This is a genomic window from Mycobacterium sp. E2699 (genome assembly GCF_001666745.1).
GTDB lineage: Bacteria > Actinomycetota > Actinomycetes > Mycobacteriales > Mycobacteriaceae > Mycobacterium.
This window is the reverse complement of record NZ_LZJH01000111.1, coordinates 1-23,605: the sequence shown is the minus strand read 5'-3', so window position 1 is coordinate 23,605 and position 23,605 is coordinate 1. Positions and strand designations below refer to the sequence as shown.

Here is a 23,605-nt window from a genome sequence, read left to right as displayed (position 1 = left end):
GTGGTGACGGCGGCCGGGCGGGTGGCGGTGGCCGCGGTGGTGACGGCGGCCGGGGTGGCGCGGGAGGCATGGGCGGGGCACCCGGTCCCGGCGGTCAGCCCGGCGCGGGCGGCGAGGGCGGGGCCGGCGGCGCGCCGGGCCCCGGCGGCCAACCCGGCCAACCCGGCCAACCCGGCCAACCCGGTGAACCCGGTCAGCCCGGCGGCTGACGACTGACGATCAGGCGCACGCGACGCCCACCCGCGGCATTAGGCTCGTCCCGGTGAGCTCACGCGCAGGCATCGTCGTCACCGGGACCGAGGTCCTCACCGGACGGGTCCAAGACGCCAACGGGCCCTGGATCGCCGATCGCCTGCTGGAACTGGGCGTGGAGCTGGCGCACATCACCATCTGCGGCGACCGGCCGGCCGACATCGAGGCGCAGCTGCGTTTCATGGCCGAGCAGGGCGTGGACCTGATCGTCACCAGCGGCGGCCTGGGGCCGACGGCCGACGACATGACCGTCGAGGTGGTGGCCCGCTTCTGCGACCGCGACCTCGTGCTCGACACCGAGGTCGAGAACAAGATCGCGAACATCCTCAAAAAGCTGATGGCGCACTTCGATCAGGGAAATTTCGATGCGGTGCGCGCCGCCAACCGCAAACAGGCGATGATCCCGGCCGGAGCGCAGGTGCTCGACCCGGTGGGCACCGCGCCGGGCGTGGTGGTGCCCGGCAAGCCGGCGGTGATCGTGCTTCCGGGTCCGCCGCGCGAGCTCCAGCCGATGTGGCACAAGGCCATCGAGACCCCCGCGGCGCAGGAAGCGATCGCGGGCCGCACGACCTACCGACAGAACACGATTCGGATGTTCGGGCTGCCCGAGTCGGGGCTGGCCGAGACGTTGCGCGAGGCTGAGGCGTCCATACCCGGTTTCGGCGACCTGGAGATCACCACCTGCCTGCGGCGCGGCGAGGTCGAAATGGTCACGCGCTACGAGCCGGACGCCGCCGACGTGTATGCGCGGCTGACCCGGTTGCTGCGCGACAAGCACGGTCAGCAGATCTACTCCGAAGACGGCTCGAGGGTCGATGATGTGGTCGCGACGTTGCTCACCGGCCGCTGGATCGCGACGGCGGAGTCCTGCACGGCCGGCCTGCTGGCGGCCCGGCTGACCGACCGGCCCGGCTCGTCGGAGTATGTGGCCGGGGGCGTGGTGTCCTATTCCAACGAGGCCAAGACGCAACTGCTGGGCGTCGACCCGCCGCGGATCGAGGCGCGCGGCGCGGTGTCCGAGCCGGTGGCCGAGGCGATGGCCGCCGGGGCGTTGAAGCGCTTCGGGGCCGACACCGCGGTCGCGATCACCGGGATCGCCGGTCCGGGCGGGGGCACGCCGGAAAAGCCGGTGGGCACAGTCTGTTTCACCGTGATGCTCGCGGACGGCCGGACAGCCACGCGGACGTTGCGGCTACCGGGCAACCGATCCGACGTCCGGGAGCGGTCGACGACGGTGGCGATGCACCTGCTGCGGCGCATGCTCACCGACACCGACTGAAGTCACGTCATTTCCGTTGGCAGGAAAGCGCTTTCGGCGGTACCGAAGCGAATCCCCGTGGCGTCCTTACCGATCAGCGTCAGGAACGCCACCGCGATCAGCACTGGCACGATCGTCGCCGCCAGCGCGAAGGGGTAGCCGTGCGTCTCGGCCAGACGTTCCTGAATCGGCAAGTTGAAGGCGGCCAGCAGGTTTCCGAGCTGGTAGGTCACGCCGGGGTAGAGGCCGCGGATGGCGTCCGGCGACATCTCGGTCAGATGAGCGGGGATCACCCCCCACGCGCCCTGCACACAGACCTGCATCAGAAACGAGCCGAGGCAGAGCATCGCCGCGCTGTGCGAGTAGGCGAACAGCGGCACGATCGGCAGGCCCAGCAACGCGCAGAAGATGATGGTGTGGCGGCGTCCGAACCGCTGCGACAGCGAACCGAAGACCAGCCCGCCGATGATCGCACCGACGTTGTAGACGATCACGATCCACTTGACGGTCACGCTGGACAGCCCCGCGCCATGATTGGTGGTCGCCCCCAAGAACGTGGGATAGACGTCCTGCGTCCCGTGGCTCATCCAGTTGAACGCCGTCATCAGCAACACCAGGTAGATGAAACGGCGGATGATTGCGGCGTCGCGCAGCACGTCGCGAATCCTGGTGCTGGTCAGTTTCATTCGGTCCTGCGCGGCCTCCCAGACCTCTGACTCCTCCACCCGGTAGCGGATGATCAGGCTGATCAAGGCCGGGATGATGCTCAGCCCGAACAACCACCGCCACGACAACCCGAGCCAATTCATCACCACCAGCGAGGCCACGCTCGCCAGCAGATAGCCGAAGGCGTAGCCCTCCTGCAGCAGCCCGGAGAAGAACCCGCGTCGCTCGACGGGAACCTTTTCCATCGCCAGCGCGGCGCCCAGCCCCCACTCGCCGCCCATGCCGATGCCGTACAGGAGCCGCAGGATCACCAGCACGGTGAAGTTGGGCGCGAACGCGCACAGGAAACCGACGACGGAGTAGAACATCACGTCGACCATCAGCGGCAGTCGCCGGCCGACGCGGTCGGCCCACAGCCCGAACAGCAGCGCGCCGACCGGACGCATGATCAGGGTTGCGGTGGTGACAAACGCGACCTCGGCCTTGCTGATGTGGAACGTCTTCGCGATGTCGGCGTACACCAGCACCACGATGAAGTAATCGAAGGCGTCCATCGTCCAGCCCAGCAAGGCCGCGACGAAGGAGTTCCGCTGATCGGCGGTCAACTTCTTCCGAGGACTTTGTGTGGTCACTTGAGCATCGTGCAGTACCAGTTGCCATTGCGCGAGAGTAAGTTCGCGATACATGCGAATCATCGACGCCGACGGACACGTCGCCGAGAACTCCTCGCTGGCGGTCGAAGCGATCAAGCGCTGGCCCGACCACGTCAAGCCCAGCACCGACGGGCGGCTGCGGCTGACGCTGGAGGGCCGCAACTACCCCGAAGACCAGGGGCCCGGCGCGGGTTGTCCGCCCGAGCACGGGATCAGCAAGGCGCCCGACATCAACTGCCGCTCACCCGAGGGCGTGCTGGGCGACGCCGACCGCGATCACATCGACACGATGGTGCTGTATCCGAGCATGGGGCTGTGCGCGCCGAGCCTCGAAGATCCCGAGTTCGCCGCGGGATTCTCGCGCCTCTACAACCAGTGGATCGCGGACTACTGCGCCTCGTCCGGGGGCCGGTTGCGCGGGGTCGCCGTGACCCCGATCGAGCACGGTCAGGCGGCCATCGACGTCATGACCGAGGCCAAGGAGCTCGGGCTGGTGGCCACCCTGGTGCCGCCCGCGCTCAAGACCCGCAACCTCGACCACCCGGACCTCGATCCGTTCTACGCCGCCGCCGTCGAGCTGCAGATGCCGCTGGGCATCCACGGCGCCCCCGGCATTCACCTGCCCAAGATCGGTGTGGACCGCTTCACCAACTACATCCAGGTGCACTGCATCAGCTTCCCGTTCGACCAGATGACGGCGATGACCGCGATGGTCTCCGGCGGCGTCTTCGAGCGCCATCCGCGGTTGCGGGTCGCCTTTCTCGAGGCGGGCGCGGGCTGGGTACCGTTCTTCATCGATCGCCTGCACGAGCACTACGAGAAGCGGGGGGACTGGGTCGAGCGCGGCTGGCGGCGCGATCCGCACGAGTATCTGGCGGCGGGCAACATCTTCGTCACCTGCGAGCCGGAGGAGCCGATCCTGCCCGGCGTCATCGACGTGCTCGGCGACGACTTCATCATGTTCGCCAGCGATTACCCGCACTGGGACGGCGAATGGCCGGAGAGCACCAAGCACCTGCGCACCCGCGCGGACATCAGTGAGGAGGCGCGCGAAAAAATCGGCGGGCTCAACGCGCAGCGCTTCTACAACCTGAACTGAGCCGGGTGGCAGGATCTTTCGCATGGGCCCTTTTCTGCTGCGCGCAGCGCTGACCGGCATTGCCATGTGGATCGTCACCCTCTTCATGCACGGCATGAGGTTTGTCGGCGGCAGCACCACGTTGCAGACGATCGGCATCATCTTCGTCGTCGCCGTGATCTTCGGTCTGGTCAACGCGTTCATCAAGCCGGTCGTCCAGATCCTGTCGATCCCGCTGTACGTCCTCACCCTCGGGCTCATCCACATCGTGATCAACGCGTTGATGTTGTGGATCACCGCCTGGATCACCGCGCACACCACGCACTGGGGACTGCAGATCGACCATTTCTGGTGGACGGCGATCTGGGCCGCCATCCTGTTGTCGATCGTGAGCTGGGTGCTGTCGCTGGTGATCCGTGACGTCACCCGCGCCTGAGGCGCCTGAATCTTCAGCGGCCCTGCCAGCGCGGTGGTCGCTTCTCGGCGAAGGCGCGCGGACCCTCCTTGGCGTCCTCGGTCTCGAAAACCCGGTCGCTGTGCCGCGTTTCGTTGTCGTAGGCCGACTCGAGGTCGAGCGCCAAGCCCTCGACGGCTGACTGCTTGGTCGCGAAGACCGCGAGCGGCGCGTTGGCCGCGATGCGCTCGGCGTAGTCGTAGGCCGTGTCCAGCAGCCGGTCCGCGGGAACCACCCGGTTGATCAGCCCCATGGCCAGCGCGCGCTCCGCGTCCACCATGTCGGCCGTCAGCAGCAGCTCCATCGCGAGCGGGTAGGGCATCTGACGGGGCAGCCGCACGGTGCTCCCGCCGCCGGCGAACAGGCCGCGCTTCGGCTCCATCACCGCGAAGCGCGCGTCGGGCACGGCGACGCGTACGTCGGTGGAGGTCAGCATCTCGAAGCCGCCCGCGACGCAGGTGCCGTTGACAGCCGCGACGATCGGCTTGTACACCGGGAACCGGTGCAGGACGGCGTGAATGGCGTCGTCCTTGTTCCAGCCCTCCGGCCTGGGCAGGTCGCCGGTGAGCTCGGGGATGAATTTCTTCAGGTCCGCGCCCGTGCAGAAGTCCCGGCCGACGCCGGTGATCACCGCGACCCAGGCGCGATCGTCGTCGCGGAACGCCGCCCAGGCGTGGGCCAGATCGCGGAAGTGCTCCATGTCCAGCGAGTTGCGCGTCCCGGGACGGTTGATCGTGATGGTGGCGACGTGCGCCTCCAGCGCGTAGTCGATGCTCACCGCGGCTCCGGGTGAGTCACCAGGCGCACCACGTCGCGCGCGCAACCCCACGACAGGGTGACGCCGTTGCCGCCGTGCCCGTAGTTGTGAACGCAGCGCGACCGCCCCACCGGCTCGGCCTGCACCCGCACCGCCGGCCGGTCGGGGCGCAGCCCGGTGATCACCTCGATCAGTTCGGCGTCGCGCAGCCGCGGCTCGACCTGTCGGCAATGCCCGAGGATGCGCTCGGTCACCTCGGGATCCGGGGTCGTGTCCCAGCGGCCGGGAATGCTGACGCCGCCGCACACCACCCGCTGCGGGTGCGGGAAGAAGCAGGTCCATTCCGGGCCCTGGGTCAATTCGATAAACAGTTGCCGCACACCGGGATTGGCCAGGATGACGTGCTGGCCGAACACCGGCCGCACGGTGTCGTCGCCCGCCAGCGCTCCCGCGCGCAACCCGGCGCAGTTGACGACGATCGGTGCGGCCTCGGCGGCCTCGGCCAGCGACCGGACCTCGCGCGGCTCGATCTCGCAGCCGGCCCCGGCCAGCCGCCGGGTCAGGTAGTCGAGGTAGTGCGGCATGTCGATCATCGGCATGCTGGCGCGAAACCCGGCACCGAAGCCGTGTGGGACATCGCCCGGATCGGCCGGCCGCAGGTCCGGGATCAGCCGGGCCGCGGGCGAGGCCGCCTCGGCCGCGATGAATTCCCCGACGGCCAGCGCCGGAGCCAGGCGAACCCCGGTGTCCGGGTCGTCGGCCAGTTCGCGGAACACCCGCAGGGAATGCGCGGCCCAATCCAGGGTCGCGGCGGCGCGTTCGGCGGGTCGAGGCGGCGCCCAAACCGCTCCGGCCACCACCGAAGTCGTCGCTTGCGGCATCGCGGCCGCCCACACCCGCACGGGCCAGCCCGCCTCTGCCAGGCACACGGCCGACGTCAGACCGCTGACGCCGGCGCCGATGACGACGATCTGCTGCGGGTCACCCGAGTCTGTTGCCAATGGCAGCAAGCTCCCGTCAGGAATGGGGGGGTTGCTGGCCGTTCTGGCCGCCGAGCAGCCCGTTGAGGATGCCGAGAGTGCCTTGCACACCGGCCGGCGGCGCAGTGGGGGGCAGTGCGGCGTCGGGTGTCAGCTGCCAGGGCTGGCAGCCCGATGTCTTGAACGATTTGTCGGTCGGATCGATCTGCACGACCTGTGGCTTCTTGCTCAGGGCGTTGTCGACCAGGTTGCCGTCGGGGTTACCCAGCCGCTTCCAGTAGCAGGTGCCGTCACCGACGGGCCCCGCCGAGCTGTAGATGCCCGGCGCGATGTCGGTGCCCACCGCGTAGGTGCCGTCGTGGTCGATCGCCGTCTTCGGTCCGGGCGGCGGCGTCGGCTCGGGATCGGCGCCGGCCACGGCAACAGAAGCCGACACCGCCCACGCCGCCACCAGCAGTGCGCAGACGGGCGCTGCCGACTTGAACCTCATGGAAAGACAGCCTACCGGCGCGGGCGGCTGACTGGTCCACATCGACGAGCCACCGGCGCGGGCCGCTCAGCGCGGAAGCTGGGGAAGGTGCTCGCTGAGCGTGGCCGATGTGGCGTTGGTCGCCACACCACCGGTCCCGACTCCCGACGGCTTCAACGGGGTGTTGATCGGGATGTTGGCGGTGGTCGTCGTCGCGGCGACCCATTCCACCGGTGCCGGTGTGGGTGTGGGCGTCGGCAGCGGGGGTCCGTCGGCCAGCAGCGGGTGGCTGTGGCCGGGCCGGAGCAGCTCGGCCGCGGGCGGGTTTGCGGCGGCTGCATCCTGGGTGGCTTCCGACTCGTCCGATGTCGAGCAGCCCGGGCACTGGCCCCAGTAAATGACCTCGGCCCCGTCGAGTTGGAAGCCGAAGGTCTCCGAAACGGTCAGGCAGGGTGCCGCGCCGATGGCGCAGTCGACGTCTGCGATGGCCCCGCAACTCCGGCAGACCATGTGATGGTGGTTGTCGCCCACTCGGGTCTCGTAGCGCGCAACCGAGCCCGGGGGCTGAACCCGTCGCAGCAGACCCACGTCGGTCATCGCGTGCAGGATGTCGTACACGGCCTGCCGCGAAACGTCGGGCAGACATGCGCGCACGGCTCCGATGATGGATTCGGTGTCGGCATGCGGATTCAGGTGCACGGAATGCAGCACCGCGATCCGCGGGCGGGTCACCCTCAGGTCCGCCGAGCGAAGCCGTTCGGCATAACGCGCCATTGACGGCATCTGCACTAGACGGATGTCTTTTCTGGAACTGATCAAGACGTTGACCTTTCCCTCGTACCGCGAAACCCGTTCGGCGTGACCGCGCCTGGTAGGGCGTTATGGAAACGGTATTTTCACAGCGCAGCCAAGATTAGGGTCCTTCGTCCCCTTGTGGTGGATTTTCGACAAAAGCGCGACACGTTTTGAGAGCTGTGACCCCTGCCGTTAACCAAACGTTGGGTCCGGTCCGAAGGGCGCCACCGGCGGAGCAAAGCGATTTTCGCTCCATGTACTGCTGAAGTTCGTTTACGGGTTAAGTTTAAGCGGTCCGCTGAGACGATCGGGCCCCGTCGGCCGCCGCCCGCGCGCCCCGCACCGGTTGTGTGCCGCGAGGGTTGTCGAAGACGCCGGGAACGCGATGCCCCCGACCGTGGGCCCACACTCGCCGAAGCCCCTTGCTGACCGGCGGTCACATCGCACGTCTCGTTTCATCGCCCATACCGCCACGATGCACGAAAGCCCGACATGTGCGGCGACACGCGGCCGCGTGTGCCGAAAATTGCTGCAGCCGAAGGTGATTCAGGCCAGCCGGCGCACTGTGCCGGCGTAGCCCAGCGCGTGCTCGTAGGTCTTGAGATTGTCCCGCGAGATTTTCGAGTGCACCCGACGCTCGAGGAAGAAGCGCAGCACCGGGTTGTAGGCGTGGTAGGTCTCGTGGAACGTCAGCACGGTCGTCCCGTCGGGCTGCTCCTCGAGCCGGTGGTAGCCCTCGGCGCGGGACCACAACGGCGCCCCGACCGCAACATATCGGGACAGCTTGTTGAGCTCCGCCTCGGTCACGGTCTCCCAGGAGCGCGCCCGGCCACCGCTCAACAGGTACTTGGGCACCGGGAAGACGCAGGTGCGGACCAGGCCCTCGCCGGCCTCGTTGCCCTCGTTGAGGATCTCCATGCTGCCGGTCGGCCAGGTGAGCACCCGCGGCCGCGGCGCGTTCGGCGGAACCGGCGGATGAAGCACCCGCCACACCTTCCTCGGGGGCGCGTCGACGTGGAATCGCACGGTGTAGGACTGCATCAGCTCGCTCCCCAGGTATCCCAGAAGGTGATGGTCTCCGCGGGCGGGCGCCTGGTCGGCCGGAAGTCGGTGCCGATGGTGTAGGCGACCGGGAACAGCGCGGCCTGGGTGACGGTGGCCGGGATCCCGAGCAACTCGGCCACCTCTTTCTCCCGGGCCAGGTGCATCGTCGTCCACACCGACCCCAGTCCGCGGGACCGCAGGGCGAGCAGAAAGCTCCAGCCGGCCGGGATGATCGACGCCCAGGCCGACGCCGCCGTGAGCAGGCTGGAGTTGTCGATGCGGTTGGCCAGGCAGGGGATGACGTGCACGGGAACCCGGGCCAGCGTCTCGGTCAGCGCCAGCGCCCCGGCGTACACGCGGCGGGTCTGCGGGTCGGAAGCCTCCTTGGCCGCGTGCGCCAGATAGTCGGCGCCGACGCCGCGATAGACATCGGCGATCGCGGCGCGCTTGTCGGCGTCGGTGATCACCAGCCAGCGCCAGTCCTGAGCGTTGCTTGCCGTGGGCGCCTGCATGGCAAGCCGGATGCACTCGAGGATCACCTCGCGGCCGACCGGCCGGTTCAGGTCGAGGCGTTTGCGCACCGATCGGGTGGTGGTCAGCAATTCATCGACCGAGGCGATGTCCATCGGATCCTTACTGTTGTTGGTCGAGCCCGATCAAAGGTCGATTGCGCAGGATTGATCGACACCGAGCACCGCCAACGAGCGCCCCAGGCCGAGGAACACCGCCACGCACAGCGTCAGATCGAGGATCTCCTCGTCGGAGAACGCCCGGCCCAGGCGTTCGAAGAACGCGTCGTCCATCGACGCGTGGTCGTTGGCGAAGCGTTCGGCGAACTCGATGGCAAGCCGCTGACGCGGCGTGTAGCCCGGATAGCCGGCGTAGTCGGCGACGTTGTCGTACAACTCCGGGGCGAGGCCCGCGTCCAGCACCGACTGGGCGCGGAAATCCGAGCAGGCGACGCAGTCGTTGATCTGGGCGATGCGCATCCGCGCCAGCTCACGCTCCTCGGCGGGCAGAATGCTCTGCTCGTACGCGCCCCGGATCATCCGCTCTACCATGCCGCCGAGCTGCGGCCGCAGCGTCCAGATCATGGCGGCTTCGCCGCCGGGACCATCCGGCACATCGAGTCGGGCCATCCGTGAACTCCTGCCCGGTGAAGATCGTTACCGTGTCGAGCAAACCAGATTCTCAACTCGGCTGTCTAGGTCGGCGCACGCGTGCGATCCGCCGATGCAGACCCGGCGCCGCCCCGAGAATCTGGTCGGGCTACGGTCCGTTGATCGAGGGCGTACATCGGGCGAACGTCCCGTGTCTGGAGGTCTCGGCGTGCTGTTCATGCACGAGGTACACAAGGTGCGCGGCCGCGCCGAGGATGACTTCGAGGCCGCGTTTCGCGATGGCTGGATGCCCCTGCTCGCCGCCGGCGACGACGCCCGGCTGCTGTGGTACGCCGATCACGCGCAAGGCAGCGGGCCGGCCTACACCGTCGTCACCATCACCGCGATCACGGACGGGGCGGCCTGGGAACGCCTTGCGCTGCGGGTGCAGCAGGGCGACCTGCAGAAGTGGATTCGCGGCCTCGACGAACTCCGTCACGAGGTCGAGGCCAAGCTGTTGGTGCCGCTGCCATGGTCCCCGCTGCAGGAAGTGTCGTTCGACGAGGTGCCCACCGACGGTCGCGAGCATGAGCTGACGCTCTACATGGAAGACACCATGTGGCCCTACCAGGACAAGTTCGAGGAATACATCGACCGCTGCGGCGACGTCTACGCCCGCAGCCTGGAGCGGCCGTCCTCGATGCTCACGATCGAGGCGGCCTTCCAGCCCGCGCTGGGCAGCCATCTGCGCCGTGAGGTCATCCTGATGCAGCGGATCAAACGGCCGGAGCAACTGCTCGAACTGCTGCGCACCCACATTCCGTCCGAATACCGCGCGCCGGGCACGTGGATGCACGACGCCCTGGATCTGCGCGATCAGTGGACCAGCCGGCTGCTGCGCACGTCCGCGTGGTCACCCTTGTATTAGGCCCGCGAGTGAACACCGGGACCATCCTCGATGCGGCCGCCACCGGCGACCCGGCCCGGACCGCGCTCATCATCGACGGCCGCTCGATCAGTTACGGCGACCTGGCGGTGGCGGTGCGGCGGTGCGCCGCCGCCCTGGCCGCTCACGGGGTGGTCGCCGGCCGGCGCGTCGCGGTCGTCGACAACGGAAGCCTGCTGTCGGTGGCGACGGTGCTCGGCGCGGCGCGCATCGGCGCCGCCGCCGCGCTGATGAATCCCGCGTTGACGCCGCCCGAGTTGCAGGGGCTGCTGGCCAACGCCGGCTGCGCCGACGTTGCGGTCGCGGGGGAGCCCTACGTGGCGCGGCTGCGCGACGCGGGGACGCCGACCGTGCTGACGGATTTCGACCTCCCCGGCGAGTCCCCCGAGCCGGCACCGCCGGCCGATGACGCCGCCGACCGGGACGCCCTGGTCCTGTTCACCAGCGGCACAACGGGATTGCCCAAGGCCGTCGGCATCTCCGGCCGGCAGCTCAGCGCGCGGATCAAAGGTATGGCGGCGCCGTTCCGGCCGGGGACGAAACCCGCGATGGGGATGATGTGCGTCCCCTTCTTCCACGTCGGCGGCGCGCTGGGCACGCTCGGCGGTCTGTACTCGGGCAACACCTCGGTGGTGCAGCCGCGCTTCGACGCCGGGGAGTGGCTGCGGCTGGTCTCGAAGCACCGGGTGGCGACCACCTTCATGGTGCCGACGATGCTGCAGCGCATCCTCGACCACCCGGACTTCGCCCGGACCGACCTGTCGTCCTTGGTCGCCATCGCCTACGGGGCCGCCGCCGCACCGATCCCCTTGGTGCGCAGGGCGATGGAGGCATTGCCGCACGTCGCGTTCGCCAACGTGTTCGGCCAGACCGAAACGCTGGGCGCGTACACCACCCTGCTGCCCGACGACCATCGCGACCCCGCGCGGGCCGGTTCGGTCGGCCGTCCGCTGCCCGGGGTCGAGGTGCGGGTGGTCGACCCCGCCACCGGCGACGACGTCGCGCGCGGAACGGTGGGCGAGCTGTGGGTGAATACCACCCAGAACGTGACCGAAGGCTGGCTGCGCACCGGGGATCTCGCCCGTCAAGACGCCGACGGCTACATCTTCCCGTCCGGCCGGCTGAGTGACACGATCAACCGTGGTGGAGAGAAGTTCGGGCCGGTCGAGGTCGAAGAGGCGTTGCGTTCCCATCCGGCGGTGAGCGACGTCGCGGTCGCGGGTGTCCCCGACGAGGAGCTCGGCCAACGGGTCGGGGCGGCCGTAGTCGCCTGCGCCCCGGTGACTCTCGAGCAGTTGCGGTCGCACTGCCGCGCATTGATCGCCTACTTCAAGCTGCCCGAGCGCCTCGCGATCGTCGACCAGATCCCCTACAACGCGACCGGCAAGGTCAGCCGCCGTCAGCTCGCCGAGCTCATCGTGCGTGAGAGCTGAGCGGGCGCCCGAGACAGGAGTGCCAGTGCTGTTTCTTCACGAGACCCACAAGGTGGTCGGCGCGCGGCAGGACGAATTCGAGGCCGCCTACCGCGACGGCTGGATGCCCACGCTTGCCGAACAGGACAACGCGCGGTTGCTCTGGTACACGAACCACGCCCATGGCAGCGGGGCGTCCTACAACGTCGTCACCATCACCGGGATCAGCGACGGCGCGGCCTGGGAAAGCCTCGCCCGCCGGGCCCAGAGTGGGGACCTCCGGCCATGGATGCGTGAGCTGGACAACCTGCGCCACGAGGTGACCGGCAAGCTGCTGCTGCCGGTCGCATGGTCACCGCTGCAGACCGTCGACCTGGCGAGCGTGCCCACCACCGGCCAGACCCACCCGCTGACCATGTTCATGGAGGACACCGGCTGGCCCTACGCGCCCTTGGACGACTACATCCGCTCCTGGGACGAGATCTACTACCGGCCGCTGTCCCAGGCACCCGCCCGGATGCGGATCCTCGACATCCAGGCGTGCTTCCAGGTGGCCCACGGCAGCTACCGTCGCCGAGAAGCCATGCTGTGGCAGAAGATCGACGATTCCAACAACTATGCGGCCCTCGTCCATCTGCTCACCAAGGAGGTGCCGGCCGAGCACCGGGCGCCGGGCAGCTACATGTTCGAGGCCCTGAAGTTTCGCGACCAGTGGCAAAGCCGGCTGCTGCGGACGTCGGACTGGTCACCCCTGTACTGAGCGGTTCAGTATCTTGGCGGCCTCGCCGACCATGTCGGCGACGACATCGGCGGCCGGGCTGACATCGCGAACAAGCCCCACCGCCTCGCCGATGATGATGGCCGCCGCGTCGAAATCCTCTGCAGCGGTTGCTCTTTCGAACGACTTAACCGCGTCGGGCAGCACCGCCGCCAACTCGTCTTCGTGGCCGTGCCAGGATTCGAGGAAGGGGTTGCCCAGCGCCCGCACCGTGTATTCGGCGGGCCAATCCAACCGCCGCACAACGTCGTAGACCCGGGTGCGAACGGTTTCGTCCCCGCTGGCGCCTACGGCGCGCTGCTGTGCCCGCGGCGACACCGAGGCCTCCGGGGTCGCCCAGAACCGGGTCCCCACGAGCGCGCCGTCGGCGCCGAGCGCCAGCGCCGCGGCCAGGCCCCGGCCGTCGGCGACTCCGCCCGCGGCCACCACCAAAGTCTGGGGCGACCGGTCGGCGACGAGGTCGACCACGTCGGGCACCAGCGTGAACGTCGACCGGGCGGTCATGCCGTGGCCGCCCGCCTCGCCGCCCTGAGCCACGATGATCTCCGCGCCGGCGTCCAGGGCCTGTCGCGCGTGCTCGAGGTTCTGCACCTGGGCGGTGAGCGGAACCCCGGCGGCGCGGATGCGATCGGCGAACGGTCGCAGCTCGCCGAACGACAACATGATCGTGGCCGGGCGCCGCCCCAGGGCCGCGTCGAGCAACTCGGGCGTCCGGGCCAGGCTCCAGGTGATGAATCCGCATCCCACCCTTGTCGGCGCGGCCCGGTCGAATTCCCCCTCCAGCCAGTCCTTGTCGCCGTAACCGCCGCCGATCAGGCCGAGTCCGCCGGCCGATGTCACCGCCGCCGCCAGCCGGCCCCCGGAGACCCCCGCCATCGGCGCGAGCAGGATGGGATGCTCGATGCCGAGGAATTCGGTGAGGCGGGTGGTCAGGCTCATATCAGCTCTCCCGTGAGGAACTGCGCCCGGCCGTGGCCGAACGACCAATCCTCGTCGCCGTTTTCGGTGATCGAGACGATCAAGTCGGCCGGGTCGATTCCGCACCGCTCGGCCAGCCGAAGCGCCAGCAGCTCATAGAACTTCTCCTTCATGGCCCGCGTGCGGCGCCGGCTGACCACGCGCACGATCACCTGCCGGGCCGAGCGGGTGATGCCCAGACCGGTGTCCCACGCGACGACCTCGTGGGCGGGGTGGGTGTGCACCACCTGGTAGCGGTCGCGCGGTGGCACCGCGAACGCTTCGACCACCGCCTCGTGCACGGCATCCAGCAGCGCCCGAACCTCCGACGGCGCGCGGCCCTCGACGACGTCGATATACAGCAACGGCATTTCTTCTCCTCGGGTCGGTGTCCTGCTTCGACGTTAGGTCCGGGGGGATCGACTGTGAAATGCCTGTTGCCGTCGATCTATGCTTGTCCGGCATGGGCGGGTTGGACAGCGGCCGGGTCGAGTTGCGTCACCTCCGGGTCTTCGAGGCGGTGGCGCGGCTCAAGTCATTCACCAGGGCCGCAGCCGAACTCAGCATCACGCAGCCGGCCCTGAGCCGCACCATCCAGCAGTTGGAAGACGCGCTGGGAGTGTCGCTGCTCGATCGCAGCTCGCGGCACGTGGAGACGACGCAGGCCGGACGGGCGTTCCTCGAGTACGTGGAGCGGGCGCTCGCCGAGCTGGAACGCGGGTTCGGCGCCGTGCGGCGGCAGGCCGGGATCCGCCTGGGGTTCAGTTGGTTGTTGCCCGATCCGTGGGCGCAGGACACCGTCGCCCGCTTCGAGCGCGCCACCGGGACGACCGTCACCTTGATCCGGGCCGACGACGCGCTCGCTGCGGTGCGCCAGGGCAAGGTCGACGTCGCGGTGGTGCGCGGGCACATCGCGTCGAGCGCGGTGCGCGTCGTCCCCCTGTTCAACGAGTCGAGGGTGGCAGTGTGTTCGGTGCACTCGGCCCTGGCCGAGCGGACGGAACTGGACTGGGCCGAGGTGCCGCGGTGGCCATTGGTGGTCAACACCGCCAGCGGCACCACCGGCCCGTGGTCCTGGCCCGCCGGTGAAGGTCCGGAAATCATCGTCGAGACAACGAATTTCGACGAGTGGATCGAGTCGGTCGCGGCCGATCGCGGCATCGGCGTCATTCCCGACGTCGCCGTCCGGCGCAACATTCACCCCGGCGTGCGGTTCATCACGCTGCGCCGAGCGCCCGAAAGCCCGGTGTCGCTGGCGTTTCTGCCGCGCGCCCGCAACGCCGTGCTACGCCGCTTCGTCGAGGCGGCGGTGCGAAGTGCCCCGTGAACGTCCGCTCACGGCTTCCCCGCTGCGCCGAGAGTGACCGATTGCAGGAACGGCTCGACAACGGCCAGAAAGCCGTCGGGATCGGACGAGAACACCACATGCCCGGTGTCGAAGGTCTCGAGCCGCGAACCGCTGATGGCTGCACGGGTCGCGCGCCCGGCGCTCAGCGGGATGGCGATGTCCTTCTCGCCCCACACGACGAGGGTCGGCGCGGACAGCTCACCGGCGCGGCCGCGGAGGTCGTGCGCGGGTGTGGCGAAGCTTCGCCACAGCGCCGCTCCCGTCCGGATGCCCTCCGGCGTTTTGGCCACAGCCGTGGCGCGCTCGACGATTCGCCGGTCGTGGTCGGTGCGGGCTTTCATGTAGCCGCGGACGAACAGGGGAGCGGCCCGGCGGAACACCGCCGGGGTGCCGAGCGCCCGGCAAAACCCCCGGACCAGTGGATTCAACGGCACGAAACCGCCTGTGTTGACCAGGATCAGGCCCGCCACTGACTCGGGGCGATTGATCGCCAGTCGAGCGGCCGCGAACCCGCCGACTGAATTTCCGATCAACACCATCCGGGACAGGCCCAGGCCGTCGACGACATCTTCGAGCACGTCGGCGAAGAGCGGTGCGCCGGGTTCCGTGGGGGAGGCGATCGGATCGGACTCGCCGTGGCCGGGCCAGTCCACCGCGATGGTGCGGTAGTTCGTGGCCAGCGTCTCGACGATGGGGTCGAAGTCATGCCGGTCATGCAGTGTGGCATGCAGCAACAAAACGGTTGGGCCACTGCCTGATTCGCGATAGGCAACGCGTCCGGCCCGGGTCTGGATGGTCGTCATGCGGGTCCCTCTCTGGATTGACCGACTGGTCGGTCATGGGCTACGCTACAGCCATGGCACCGCCGTGACAAGGAGGCGATCGAGATGCCAACAGCCCCGCCGCCCGAAGCGCCATTCGCCGACAAGATGGCGTACTACCGCACCCAACACACCTCCAAGGGGATCAGGGCAACCCATCTCATCGGCACGCCGATCATCGCGGCCGGCATGCCGCTGCTGCTCGCCAAGCCCAAAGTCGGCGCCGCGATGTTCGTCGGAGGATGGGCGATGCAGATCGTCGGCCACCGGGTGTTCGAGAAGAACCTGCCCTCGACGCACAAGGGCTGGATCACCTACCAACTCACCGGGGTGATCCACGTCTGCGAGCAGTACGGCGAACTGCTGGCGCGCCGCAGCCGGCGCAAGGCCGCTGGACCGCGGAGGCGCCCGTGAGACCGCCCGAGCCCGGACGCAACGCGCTGCTGGACGCCGGACAGCGGCTGCTGGGATCGGCGGACCTCGCCAGGATCTCGGTCAACGCGATCGTCGCCGAGGCCGGAATGGCCAAAGGCAGCTTCTACCAGCATTGGCCCAGCCGGTCCGAATACGTGCGGGCGCTGCACGCCCGGTTCCATGACGACCTGCAGGAGTCGATCACCGCGGCGATGGGCGAGCTTCCGCCCGGCCGCGACCGGCTCGAGGCCGGGATGGACGCCTATCTCGACGGCTGCCTGGCCGAGCCCGCCACCAAGGCACTGCTGGTCCAGTCGCGCACCGAGGCCGGGCTGACCGATTTGGTCGCCGCCCGCAACGACAGGTCGGCCACCCTGATACTGCCCGACCTGGCCGCGCTCGGGTGGGCGCCGCCGGAACCGGTCGCGGTGCTGCTCGTCGCGGCGGTGGCGGAGATCGCCCTGATCGAGCTCGCCGCAGGCAAACGCGACAAACAACTGCGGCGCGGGTTGCTCCGGCTGGCGACCCGAACACCTGCCGGCTAGCACCGGGCCGGTTACGGTGTGCAGGCCGGTTCGAGGGGAAGTACCGTGCCGCCGGATCGCAGCGACAGCAGGTACAGGTAGGTCGCGAGCGAATGCTCGCATAGCACGGAGTATTTCACCAACACCTTCGGTGGAAGCGGCACCAGCCGAATCGGGTTCAGGTCGTACCGCGTCAGCACGTGCTCGTAGTCGACGGGGGGCGGCAACGCGGGGATGACGTCCAGGCGGTTGGCGATGCGCCACGAGTTCTTGACCACCTGGTCATAGGTGCTGGCAAACAGCGAATCCCCGGTGCGCGGGCTGCCGTAGGTGTACACGGCCGGGTCGGTGTAGGTGGTGTTCGCCGCCATGTCGAGGGCCAGCAGCGTCGCGAGCGCGCCGCCGAGGCTGTGCCCGCCGACCGTCACCGAGCCGACCGGCCGCGGGAACGGAAGCCCCGCGAATGCCTTGACCACCGCCGGCGCATCGGGCGCGGCGGCGGTCCGCAGCGATTCGTACATGTCGGTGAAGCCGTCTTCGGTATGGCCGGCGCCGGCCAGGAACGGGCACGGCACCTGGAGAAATTCGGCGTCGTGCATCCACTCCAGCATTCCCTCGGTGCCGCGGATCGCGATCGCCACGTCGCCGGTCTTGCCGTCCTGGCAGATCAGCCCGATGGACACGTCGTCGTCGGCCCGCCCCGGGTTCATGTCTGTCGCCAGGTCGTTGGCGTAGATCGTCGTGACCACCGTGTAGTCGACGCCGCCGGCGCTCAGGGGCTGGCCGGCCTTGTTCGTCAGATCGCCCGGCGACGTGGCATAGGTGGCGTTGACGAGCTGGCCGAATTGGATTGCCTCCGCGACGTCGAACGTCGGCTGCGCCGAAGGCATCAGGACCCGAACGTGCCGGTGAACTGCGCGCGTCCCGAAGCCGCCTGCGCTAGCGCCTGCGCCGCTTGCGGCCCGGCGAGTCCCGGGGGGAGCTGGTAGGTGGCCGGGAGCTCGTAGAGGGTGAACCGGTAGTGGTGCACCCCTGTGCCCGCGGGCGGGCACGGCCCGCTGTAGCCGGCCTGGCCGGCCGAGTTCGGCAGGCTGCTCGCGCCGGCGGGGGTCTGACCGTCCCCGGTGCTGCCGGGGCCGGGAGGGATTCCGACCACCAGCCAGTGCACGTAGGGCCCGCGCGGGGCGTCGGGATCGTCGACCACGAGCGCCGCCCCCAACGGCGCCGACCACGTCAACGGCGGCGCCACGTTGGCCCCCTTGCACGTGTATTGCACCGGAATCGGCGCACCGTCGCCGAACGCCGGGCTGCTGATCACCAACGGCCCGTCGGCGGGCGCTTGAGCGACGGTCCGGCCGAGCGTCGTCACCTTGGGCGTCGGCGGAGCCGTGCGGCTGCCGCCGGGATCGCCGCAGGCGGGCAGCGCCAGCAGGACGGCCAGCCCGATCGCGATCGCTGCGATGCGGTGCGGGGTGCTCGGCACTGTCGATTCCATGCAGGGCGTCGATTTCATACACGACAGTGTCGCTCCGGGAGCGTGGCTCCGGAAGCTACTTGCCCGCCTTGACTTCGAGCACCCGCTTGCGCAGGCCCTCGGTTGCCGTTTCCATCAGCCCCTTCGCCCCCTTTTTGACCAGGAAACCCGGGACGGGCACGGTGAGATCCACGGTCAGCTCGAAACGGACGCGGGTGGAATCGCCTTCGGGCGTCAGCGTGTAGCGGCCCTCCTGCGCGCGTTGCTGTTTGGAGCTCTCCAGCGTCCAGCCCACTCCGTCGTCGTGAACGGAGTAGTCGAGCACCTGCTCGTCGGTGACCCCGACGATCTTCACCGTCTGCCGCGATTTGCTCGGATGGCCGTCGTCATCGCGCTCCAGGATTTCCACCTTCTTGTGGGCCGAGGACCATTCGGTCAACGACTCCAGGTCGAACAGCACGTCCATGATTTCGTCGCGCGACGCGTCGATGACGACTTCGCGCGTGTCGGTGATAGCCATGGCTGATAGATAACCACTGTCGCGGTGCTGAAAACGCAGGAGACTCAGGGGACCAGGACGACCTTGCCGACGTTCTCCCGGGCCGCCAGGATGCGGTGGGCCTCGGGCGCCTCGGCGAACGGCACCGCCGCGTGCACGACGGGGGCGATGGTGCCGTCGTACAGCGCCTTGGCCAGGGGGGTGATCCAGGGCTCGAGCGTGCCGCGGTCGTCCCACAGCCGCAGCATGTTGAGGCCGATCACGGCCTTCGACTCCGAGAGCTGGTCGAGCAGGTTGAACCCGCGCAGCATCGCGAGCGCCTGCGGCGCCGCCGTGCGCAGCGAGCGCTTCTCGCCGTGCTGCAGCGCCGAAACCCCGTATCCCACAAGCCGTCCGCCGGGGCGCAGCAGGGCGTAGGAGCGGCGCAGCGACGTGCCGCCCAGCGCGTCGAGCACCAGGTCATACGGGGCCAGGCCGTGCCACCAGCCGTCGCGGCGGTAGTCGATCGCCCGGTCCACGCCCAGCTCGGCCAGCCTCGGATGCTTGCCGGGCGAGGCGGTGCCGTGCACCTCGGCGCCCGCCGCCTTGGCAAATTGGACCGCGGCGATGCCGACGCCGCCGGCGGCGGCGTGCACCAGCACGCGCTCGCCGGCGCGCAGCGACCCGTAGCCGTGCAGCGCGGCCCAGGCCGTCGCGTAGTTGACGGGAATGGCCGCGCCCTGCTCGAAGCTCAACGAATCGGGCAGCCGCACCGAATCGCTCGCCGCGACGTTGACGATCTCGGCGTACCCACCGAATCGCGTGCCCGCCAGCACCCGCTCGCCCAGCCGGCCGGCGTCGACGCCGTCGCCGACGGCCTCGACGGTCCCGGCGACCTCGTAGCCGACCACTGCCGGAAGCTTCGGCGCGTCGGGGTACATGCCGACGCGGGCGAGGTGGTCGGCGAAGTTCACCCCGGCGGCCCGCACCGCGACCCGCAGCTGGCCGGGGCCCGGCGGCAACGGGTCGGGGCGCTGCTGGACCTGCAACACCGACGGGTCGCCGTGCTTGGTGATGACGACTGCGCGCATCGTGTTCCTCCTCGACCGCTCAGGCCCGAATTCTTCCCCACACGTCGCGGCGCCGCGTTGCCGGCGCGGCTACCGTCCTGGTTGTGCACTTCGCTTGGGAGCGGTTAGCCGCCGGCGTGCATCGCTGCCGCCTGCCGTTCTGCGACGTCACGATCGGGCTGGTGTGCGGGCGTGCCGGGGCGTTGCTCGTCGACACCGGCACCACCCTCGTCGAAGCGGCCGCCATCGCCGCCGACGCCCGCCGGATCGCGGGACGCCCGGTGACGCATGTTGTGTTGACGCACAAGCACTTTGACCATGTCTTGGGGTCCTCGGCGTTCGGTGACGCCGACGTGTACTGCGCGCCCGAGGTGGTCGACTGCCTGTCGTCGGCGACCGACGAGCTTCGCGCCGACGCGCTGAGCTACGGCGCGGACCCGGCCGAGATCGACCGGGCGATCGCGGCCCTGCGCCCCCCGCGGCACCGCGTCCACGACGCCGTCGTCGACCTCGGGGGCCGCACGGTGCGGGTGGCCCATCCGGGCCGCGGCCACACCGCGTCGGATCTGGTGGTCGTCGCGAACGAGACCGACGACGGCGACGGTCCGGTCGTGGTGTTCACCGGTGACCTGGTCGAGGAATCCGGGGACCCGGCCGTCGACGCCGACTCCGATGTGGCGGCCTGGCCGGCCACGCTGGATCGGATGCTGGCCATGGGCGGAGAGCACGCCGTCTACGTTCCCGGGCACGGGAGCGCCGTCGACGCGGGATTCGTCCGCCGGCAGCGGGACTGGTTGCGCGCCGGCGGCAGCCCGCGGCGAGGGCGTCAGGGTCGGTGACGCTGACTCGAAGCGGGCGTAGCGGGATCGAAACCCCCTCGATTCGCCGACACCGGTGGCTCGATCGCCAACGCCACCACGCCTTTTGCCGACGGGACGGCGCACACGGCCGGACCCAGAGCGGCGGGGTACGGCGCGGCAACAGTTTCGACTCGGGACCATTGACCCCTGATTCGACCGCCGCCTGCGGGGATAAACTCCCTGCAGCGGAATCCTGCTGAAGAGGAGCGTAACCCCATGGCCATCATCGAAACGGACACAGCGATCCGGACGCCGTTCGAGCAGGACGTCGAGGCTACGCAGCGATACTTCGATGGTTCGCGATTCGCCGGGATCACCCGCCTGTACACGGCGCGCCAGGTCGCGGAGCAACGCGGCACCATTCCCACCGACTACACCGTGGCCCGCGAAGCCGCGGCGGCCTTCTATGACCGGCTGCGCGAACTCTTCGCGGCGAAGAAGAGCATCACCACGTTCGGCCCCTATTCGCCCGGTCAAGCGGTGAGCATGAAGCGGATGGGCATCGAGGGCATCTACCTCGGCGGTTGGGCGACCTCGGCGAAGGGCTCCACGACCGAGGACCCCGGCCCCGACCTGGCCAGCTACCCGTTGAGCCAGGTGCCCGACGATGCGGCGGTGCTGGTGCGCGCCCTGCTCACGGCCGATCGCAATCAGCAGTACCAGCGGCTGCAGATGAGCGAACAGAAGCGGGCCACCACGCCGGCCTACGACTTCCGCCCGTTCATCATCGCCGACGCCGACACGGGCCACGGCGGTGATCCGCACGTGCGCAACCTGATCCGCCGCTTCGTCGAGGTCGGGGTGCCGGGCTATCACATCGAGGACCAGCGTCCGGGCACCAAGAAGTGCGGCCATCAGGGCGGCAAGGTTCTGGTGCCGTCGGACGAGCAGATCAAGCGCCTCAACGCGGCGCGCTTCCAGCTCGACGTCATGCGGGTCCCCGGCATCATCGTCGCCCGCACCGACGCCGAGGCGGCCAACCTGATCGACAGCCGCGCCGACGAGCGCGACCAGCCGTTCCTGCTCGGCGCCACCAACCTGAACATCCCGTCGTACAAGAGCTGCTTCCTGGCGCTGATGCGGCGCTTCTACGAGTTGGGCGTCAAGGAGCTGAACGGCCACCTCCTGTATGCGCTCGCCGACGGCGAGTACGCCTTCGCCAACGCGTGGCTCGAGCGGCAAGGAATTCTGGGCCTGGTCTCCGACGCGGTCAACACGTGGCGGGAGAACGGCAAGGACTCGATCGACGACCTGTTCGACCAGGTCGAGTCGCGGTTCGTGGCCGCCTGGGAGGACGACGCCGGGCTGATGACCTACGGCGAGGCCGTCGCGGAGGTGCTGGCCTTCGGCGAGAGCGAGGGCGAGCCTGTCGACATGACCCCCGAGGAATGGCGGCGGTTCGCCCAGCGGGCGTCGCTCTACGCCGCCCGGGAGAAGGCCAAGGAATTGGGTGTCAATCCCGGTTGGGACTGCGAGCTGGCCAAGACGCCGGAAGGCTATTACCAGATCCGCGGCGGCATCCCCTATGCGATCGCCAAGTCGCTGGCGGCAGCGCCGTTCGCCGACATCCTCTGGATGGAGACCAAGACCGCGGACCTCGCCGACGCCCGGCAGTTCGCCGAGGCCATCCACGCCGAGTTCCCCGAGCAGATGCTGGCCTACAACCTCTCGCCGTCGTTCAACTGGGACACCACCGGCATGACCGACGAGGAGATGAAGCGCTTCCCCGAAGAGCTCGGCAAGATGGGCTTCGTCTTCAACTTCATCACCTACGGCGGACACCAGATCGACGGCGTCGCCGCCGAGGAGTTCGCCACCGCGCTGCGGCAGGACGGCATGCTGGCGCTGGCGCGCCTGCAGCGCAAGATGCGGCTCGTCGAATCGCCTTATCGCACACCGCAAACCCTGGTGGGCGGCCCCCGCAGCGACGCGGCGCTGACCGCTTCGTCGGGCCGCACGGCCACCACGAAGGCCATGGGCAAGGGCTCGACCCAGCATCAGCACCTCGTGCAGACCGAGGTGCCGAAAAAGCTGCTCGAGGAATGGCTGGCGCTGTGGAGCGAGCACTACCAACTCGGCGAGAAGCTGCGCGTGCAGTTGCGGCCCCGGCGCGCCGGGTCGGACGTGCTGGTGCTGGGCATCTACGGCAACGGGGATGAGCAGCTGGCCAACGTCGTCTTCGACCCGATCAAGGATCGCCACGGCCGCAGCATCCTCACGGTCCGCGACCAGAACACCTTCGCCGAGAAGCTGCGGCAGAAGCGGCTGATGACGCTGATCCACCTGTGGCTCGTGCACCGCTTCAAGGCCGACGCGGTCTACTACGTCACGCCGACCGAGGACAACCTGTATCAGACCTCGAAGATGAAGTCCCACGGCATCTTCAGCGAGGTCAACCAGGAGGTCGGCGAGATCATCGTCGCGGAGGTGAACCAGCCGCGCATCGCCGAGTTGCTGACGCCCGACCGCGTGGCGCTCCGCAAGCTGATCACCAAGGAAGATTAGGGCCCACCCGCCCCTGCGCACCCGGCCGCTGGATCGCCCGCGATCCGGCGGCTTCGGGCATTTCCAGGGCATTTCCAGGGATATTCCGCGCCGTTCCGCAGGCAGCCGGCGATTTTCGAAGGCGGCGTCGCGCGCCGTTTGCGGCGGCGCGCGCCGGGGTACGGAGAAGTGGACCGTCGTAAGGGTGGCGCGAGTGGAGAGTGGGGAAGCAGATGAGATCTGGAGCCAGGAATGCCGTCGCGCTTTTCGGCGGTGCGGCCATGCTCGTGTTGGCGGTCGGGTGCGGCGGCGGCGGTAACAAGGGCCCGAGTAGCACCACCACACCATCGACCACCACGACCACATCCAGCGTGGCGCCCGCACCCTCCACGGCGCCCGGCGGAGGCGGCGGCGCCCCGGGCGGCCCGGGCGGTGGCGGTGGCACCGGCGGCGGGGGCGGCGGCGTCCCGGGTGGTCCGACCGGTGGCGGCGGACCGGGCGGCGGGGGCGGCAGCGTCCCGGGCGGCCCGACC

General features: G+C 69.2%; 26 protein-coding genes and 2 pseudogenes. 13 read left to right on the top strand and 15 right to left on the bottom strand.

Annotated features, from left to right (window positions below; genetic code table 11):
* A partial coding sequence (locus tag A5696_RS28060; RefSeq protein ID WP_197517034.1) for a hypothetical protein occupies positions 1–216 on the top strand: 216 nt, incomplete at its 5' end.
* A 46-nt stretch (positions 217–262) separates the two neighbouring features.
* Entirely contained in the window at positions 263–1,531 is a 1,269-nt protein-coding gene (locus tag A5696_RS20400; RefSeq protein WP_067882824.1) for a competence/damage-inducible protein A, read from the top strand.
* A 2-nt stretch (positions 1,532–1,533) separates the two neighbouring features.
* Here A5696_RS20400 and A5696_RS20395 read toward each other — a convergent pair whose 3' ends face one another.
* Positions 1,534–2,871, bottom strand: a complete 1,338-nt coding sequence (locus A5696_RS20395) for a sialate:H+ symport family MFS transporter (protein WP_231964538.1) — start codon at positions 2,869–2,871, stop codon at positions 1,534–1,536.
* Here A5696_RS20395 and A5696_RS20390 point away from each other — a divergent pair.
* Positions 2,861–3,928 (top strand): amidohydrolase family protein, encoded by a 1,068-nt coding sequence (locus A5696_RS20390; protein ID WP_067882822.1) that lies wholly within the window; start codon positions 2,861–2,863, stop codon positions 3,926–3,928. The two genes, A5696_RS20395 and A5696_RS20390, sit on opposite strands and share 11 nt — an antisense overlap.
* 22 nt (positions 3,929–3,950) lie before the next feature.
* Positions 3,951–4,343 carry a phage holin family protein gene (locus A5696_RS20385; RefSeq protein WP_067882821.1) on the top strand — a complete coding sequence of 131 codons (393 nt, stop codon included), beginning with the start codon at positions 3,951–3,953 and terminating at the stop codon, positions 4,341–4,343.
* 13 nt (positions 4,344–4,356) lie between these two features.
* On the opposite strand, the gene A5696_RS20380 is transcribed toward A5696_RS20385, so the two are convergent.
* The 7 genes and pseudogenes from A5696_RS20380 to A5696_RS20350 form a co-directional block, all read right to left on the bottom strand.
* Positions 4,357–5,139, bottom strand: coding sequence for an enoyl-CoA hydratase/isomerase family protein (locus A5696_RS20380; protein WP_067882820.1), 783 nt, complete (start codon positions 5,137–5,139; stop codon positions 4,357–4,359).
* On the bottom strand, positions 5,136–6,119 hold the full coding sequence (locus A5696_RS20375; RefSeq protein WP_082956588.1) for an FAD-dependent oxidoreductase: 984 nt from the start codon (positions 6,117–6,119) through the stop codon (positions 5,136–5,138). Before A5696_RS20375 ends, A5696_RS20380 begins: the two co-directional genes overlap by 4 nt.
* A 16-nt stretch (positions 6,120–6,135) precedes the next feature.
* Positions 6,136–6,588 carry a hypothetical protein gene (locus tag A5696_RS20370; RefSeq protein ID WP_067882819.1) on the bottom strand — a complete coding sequence of 151 codons (453 nt, stop codon included), beginning with the start codon at positions 6,586–6,588 and terminating at the stop codon, positions 6,136–6,138.
* Between the two features lie 327 nt (positions 6,589–6,915).
* Positions 6,916–7,350: pseudogene (locus tag A5696_RS28475) on the bottom strand (Fur family transcriptional regulator); the annotation flags it as partial.
* A gap of 558 nt (positions 7,351–7,908) precedes the next feature.
* Positions 7,909–8,403, bottom strand: a complete 495-nt coding sequence (locus A5696_RS20360; RefSeq protein ID WP_067882818.1) for an SRPBCC family protein — start codon at positions 8,401–8,403, stop codon at positions 7,909–7,911.
* On the bottom strand, positions 8,403–9,032 hold the full coding sequence (locus A5696_RS20355; RefSeq protein ID WP_067882817.1) for a nitroreductase family protein: 630 nt from the start codon (positions 9,030–9,032) through the stop codon (positions 8,403–8,405). Before A5696_RS20355 ends, A5696_RS20360 begins: the two co-directional genes overlap by 1 nt.
* A gap of 30 nt (positions 9,033–9,062) precedes the next feature.
* A complete protein-coding gene (locus tag A5696_RS20350; protein ID WP_067882816.1) occupies positions 9,063–9,545 on the bottom strand; it encodes a carboxymuconolactone decarboxylase family protein in 483 nt (160 codons plus the stop codon).
* A 172-nt stretch (positions 9,546–9,717) separates the two neighbouring features.
* On the opposite strand from A5696_RS20350, the gene A5696_RS20345 reads away from it, so the two are divergent.
* The 3 genes from A5696_RS20345 to A5696_RS20335 are packed head-to-tail and all read left to right on the top strand — an operon-like array spanning position 9,718 to position 12,624.
* The gene (locus tag A5696_RS20345; RefSeq protein ID WP_231964537.1) at positions 9,718–10,434 is read left to right on the top strand and encodes a hypothetical protein; all 717 of its coding nucleotides are present in this window, start codon (positions 9,718–9,720) and stop codon (positions 10,432–10,434) included.
* 8 nt (positions 10,435–10,442) lie between these two features.
* A complete protein-coding gene (locus tag A5696_RS20340; protein ID WP_067882814.1) occupies positions 10,443–11,885 on the top strand; it encodes a class I adenylate-forming enzyme family protein in 1,443 nt (480 codons plus the stop codon).
* A 25-nt stretch (positions 11,886–11,910) separates the two neighbouring features.
* Entirely contained in the window at positions 11,911–12,624 is a 714-nt protein-coding gene (locus tag A5696_RS20335; protein WP_067882826.1) for a hypothetical protein, read from the top strand.
* On the opposite strand, the gene A5696_RS20330 is transcribed toward A5696_RS20335, so the two are convergent.
* Both A5696_RS20330 and A5696_RS20325 read right to left on the bottom strand, forming a co-directional pair.
* Entirely contained in the window at positions 12,610–13,581 is a 972-nt protein-coding gene (locus A5696_RS20330) for a nitronate monooxygenase family protein (protein ID WP_067882813.1), read from the bottom strand. The genes A5696_RS20335 and A5696_RS20330 overlap by 15 nt on opposite strands.
* Positions 13,578–13,970: a tautomerase family protein gene (locus tag A5696_RS20325; RefSeq protein WP_067882812.1), complete on the bottom strand. Its 393-nt coding sequence runs from the start codon at positions 13,968–13,970 to the stop codon at positions 13,578–13,580. The genes A5696_RS20330 and A5696_RS20325 overlap by 4 nt, the downstream gene beginning before the upstream one ends.
* A 92-nt stretch (positions 13,971–14,062) precedes the next feature.
* Between A5696_RS20325 and A5696_RS20320 the strand changes: the two genes are divergently transcribed.
* Positions 14,063–14,926 carry a LysR family transcriptional regulator gene (locus tag A5696_RS20320; protein WP_067882811.1) on the top strand — a complete coding sequence of 288 codons (864 nt, stop codon included), beginning with the start codon at positions 14,063–14,065 and terminating at the stop codon, positions 14,924–14,926.
* An 8-nt stretch (positions 14,927–14,934) separates the two neighbouring features.
* Here the strand turns inward: A5696_RS20320 and A5696_RS20315 are convergent, their stop codons facing one another.
* On the bottom strand, positions 14,935–15,750 hold the full coding sequence (locus A5696_RS20315; RefSeq protein ID WP_067882810.1) for an alpha/beta fold hydrolase: 816 nt from the start codon (positions 15,748–15,750) through the stop codon (positions 14,935–14,937).
* An 84-nt stretch (positions 15,751–15,834) separates the two neighbouring features.
* Between A5696_RS20315 and A5696_RS20310 the strand changes: the two genes are divergently transcribed.
* Positions 15,835–16,182, top strand: coding sequence for a DUF962 domain-containing protein (locus A5696_RS20310; RefSeq protein WP_067882809.1), 348 nt, complete (start codon positions 15,835–15,837; stop codon positions 16,180–16,182).
* Positions 16,179–16,727 carry a TetR/AcrR family transcriptional regulator gene (locus A5696_RS20305; RefSeq protein WP_067882808.1) on the top strand — a complete coding sequence of 183 codons (549 nt, stop codon included), beginning with the start codon at positions 16,179–16,181 and terminating at the stop codon, positions 16,725–16,727. Before A5696_RS20310 ends, A5696_RS20305 begins: the two co-directional genes overlap by 4 nt.
* 11 nt (positions 16,728–16,738) lie before the next feature.
* Here A5696_RS20305 and A5696_RS20300 read toward each other — a convergent pair whose 3' ends face one another.
* Genes A5696_RS20300 through A5696_RS20285 form a run of 4 tightly spaced genes read right to left on the bottom strand, consistent with a single transcriptional unit; the run spans position 16,739 to position 19,749 of the window.
* Positions 16,739–17,596 carry a lipase family protein gene (locus A5696_RS20300; protein ID WP_067882807.1) on the bottom strand — a complete coding sequence of 286 codons (858 nt, stop codon included), beginning with the start codon at positions 17,594–17,596 and terminating at the stop codon, positions 16,739–16,741.
* Positions 17,596–18,201, bottom strand: a complete 606-nt coding sequence (locus tag A5696_RS20295) for a YbhB/YbcL family Raf kinase inhibitor-like protein (protein WP_067882806.1) — start codon at positions 18,199–18,201, stop codon at positions 17,596–17,598. Before A5696_RS20295 ends, A5696_RS20300 begins: the two co-directional genes overlap by 1 nt.
* Positions 18,202–18,256: 55 nt before the next feature.
* Entirely contained in the window at positions 18,257–18,700 is a 444-nt protein-coding gene (locus A5696_RS20290; protein ID WP_067882805.1) for an SRPBCC family protein, read from the bottom strand.
* Between the two features lie 44 nt (positions 18,701–18,744).
* Positions 18,745–19,749: a zinc-binding dehydrogenase gene (locus A5696_RS20285; RefSeq protein WP_067882804.1), complete on the bottom strand. Its 1,005-nt coding sequence runs from the start codon at positions 19,747–19,749 to the stop codon at positions 18,745–18,747.
* Between the two features lie 83 nt (positions 19,750–19,832).
* Between A5696_RS20285 and A5696_RS20280 the strand changes: the two genes are divergently transcribed.
* The 3 genes and pseudogenes from A5696_RS20280 to A5696_RS28055 form a co-directional block, all read left to right on the top strand.
* Entirely contained in the window at positions 19,833–20,567 is a 735-nt protein-coding gene (locus A5696_RS20280) for an MBL fold metallo-hydrolase (protein WP_067882803.1), read from the top strand.
* A gap of 237 nt (positions 20,568–20,804) precedes the next feature.
* Complete coding sequence (gene aceA / locus A5696_RS20275) at positions 20,805–23,093, top strand: isocitrate lyase ICL2 (RefSeq protein ID WP_067882802.1); 2,289 nt, start codon at positions 20,805–20,807, stop codon at positions 23,091–23,093.
* Positions 23,094–23,305: 212 nt separating this feature from the next.
* Positions 23,306–23,605: pseudogene (locus tag A5696_RS28055) on the top strand (hypothetical protein); the annotation flags it as partial.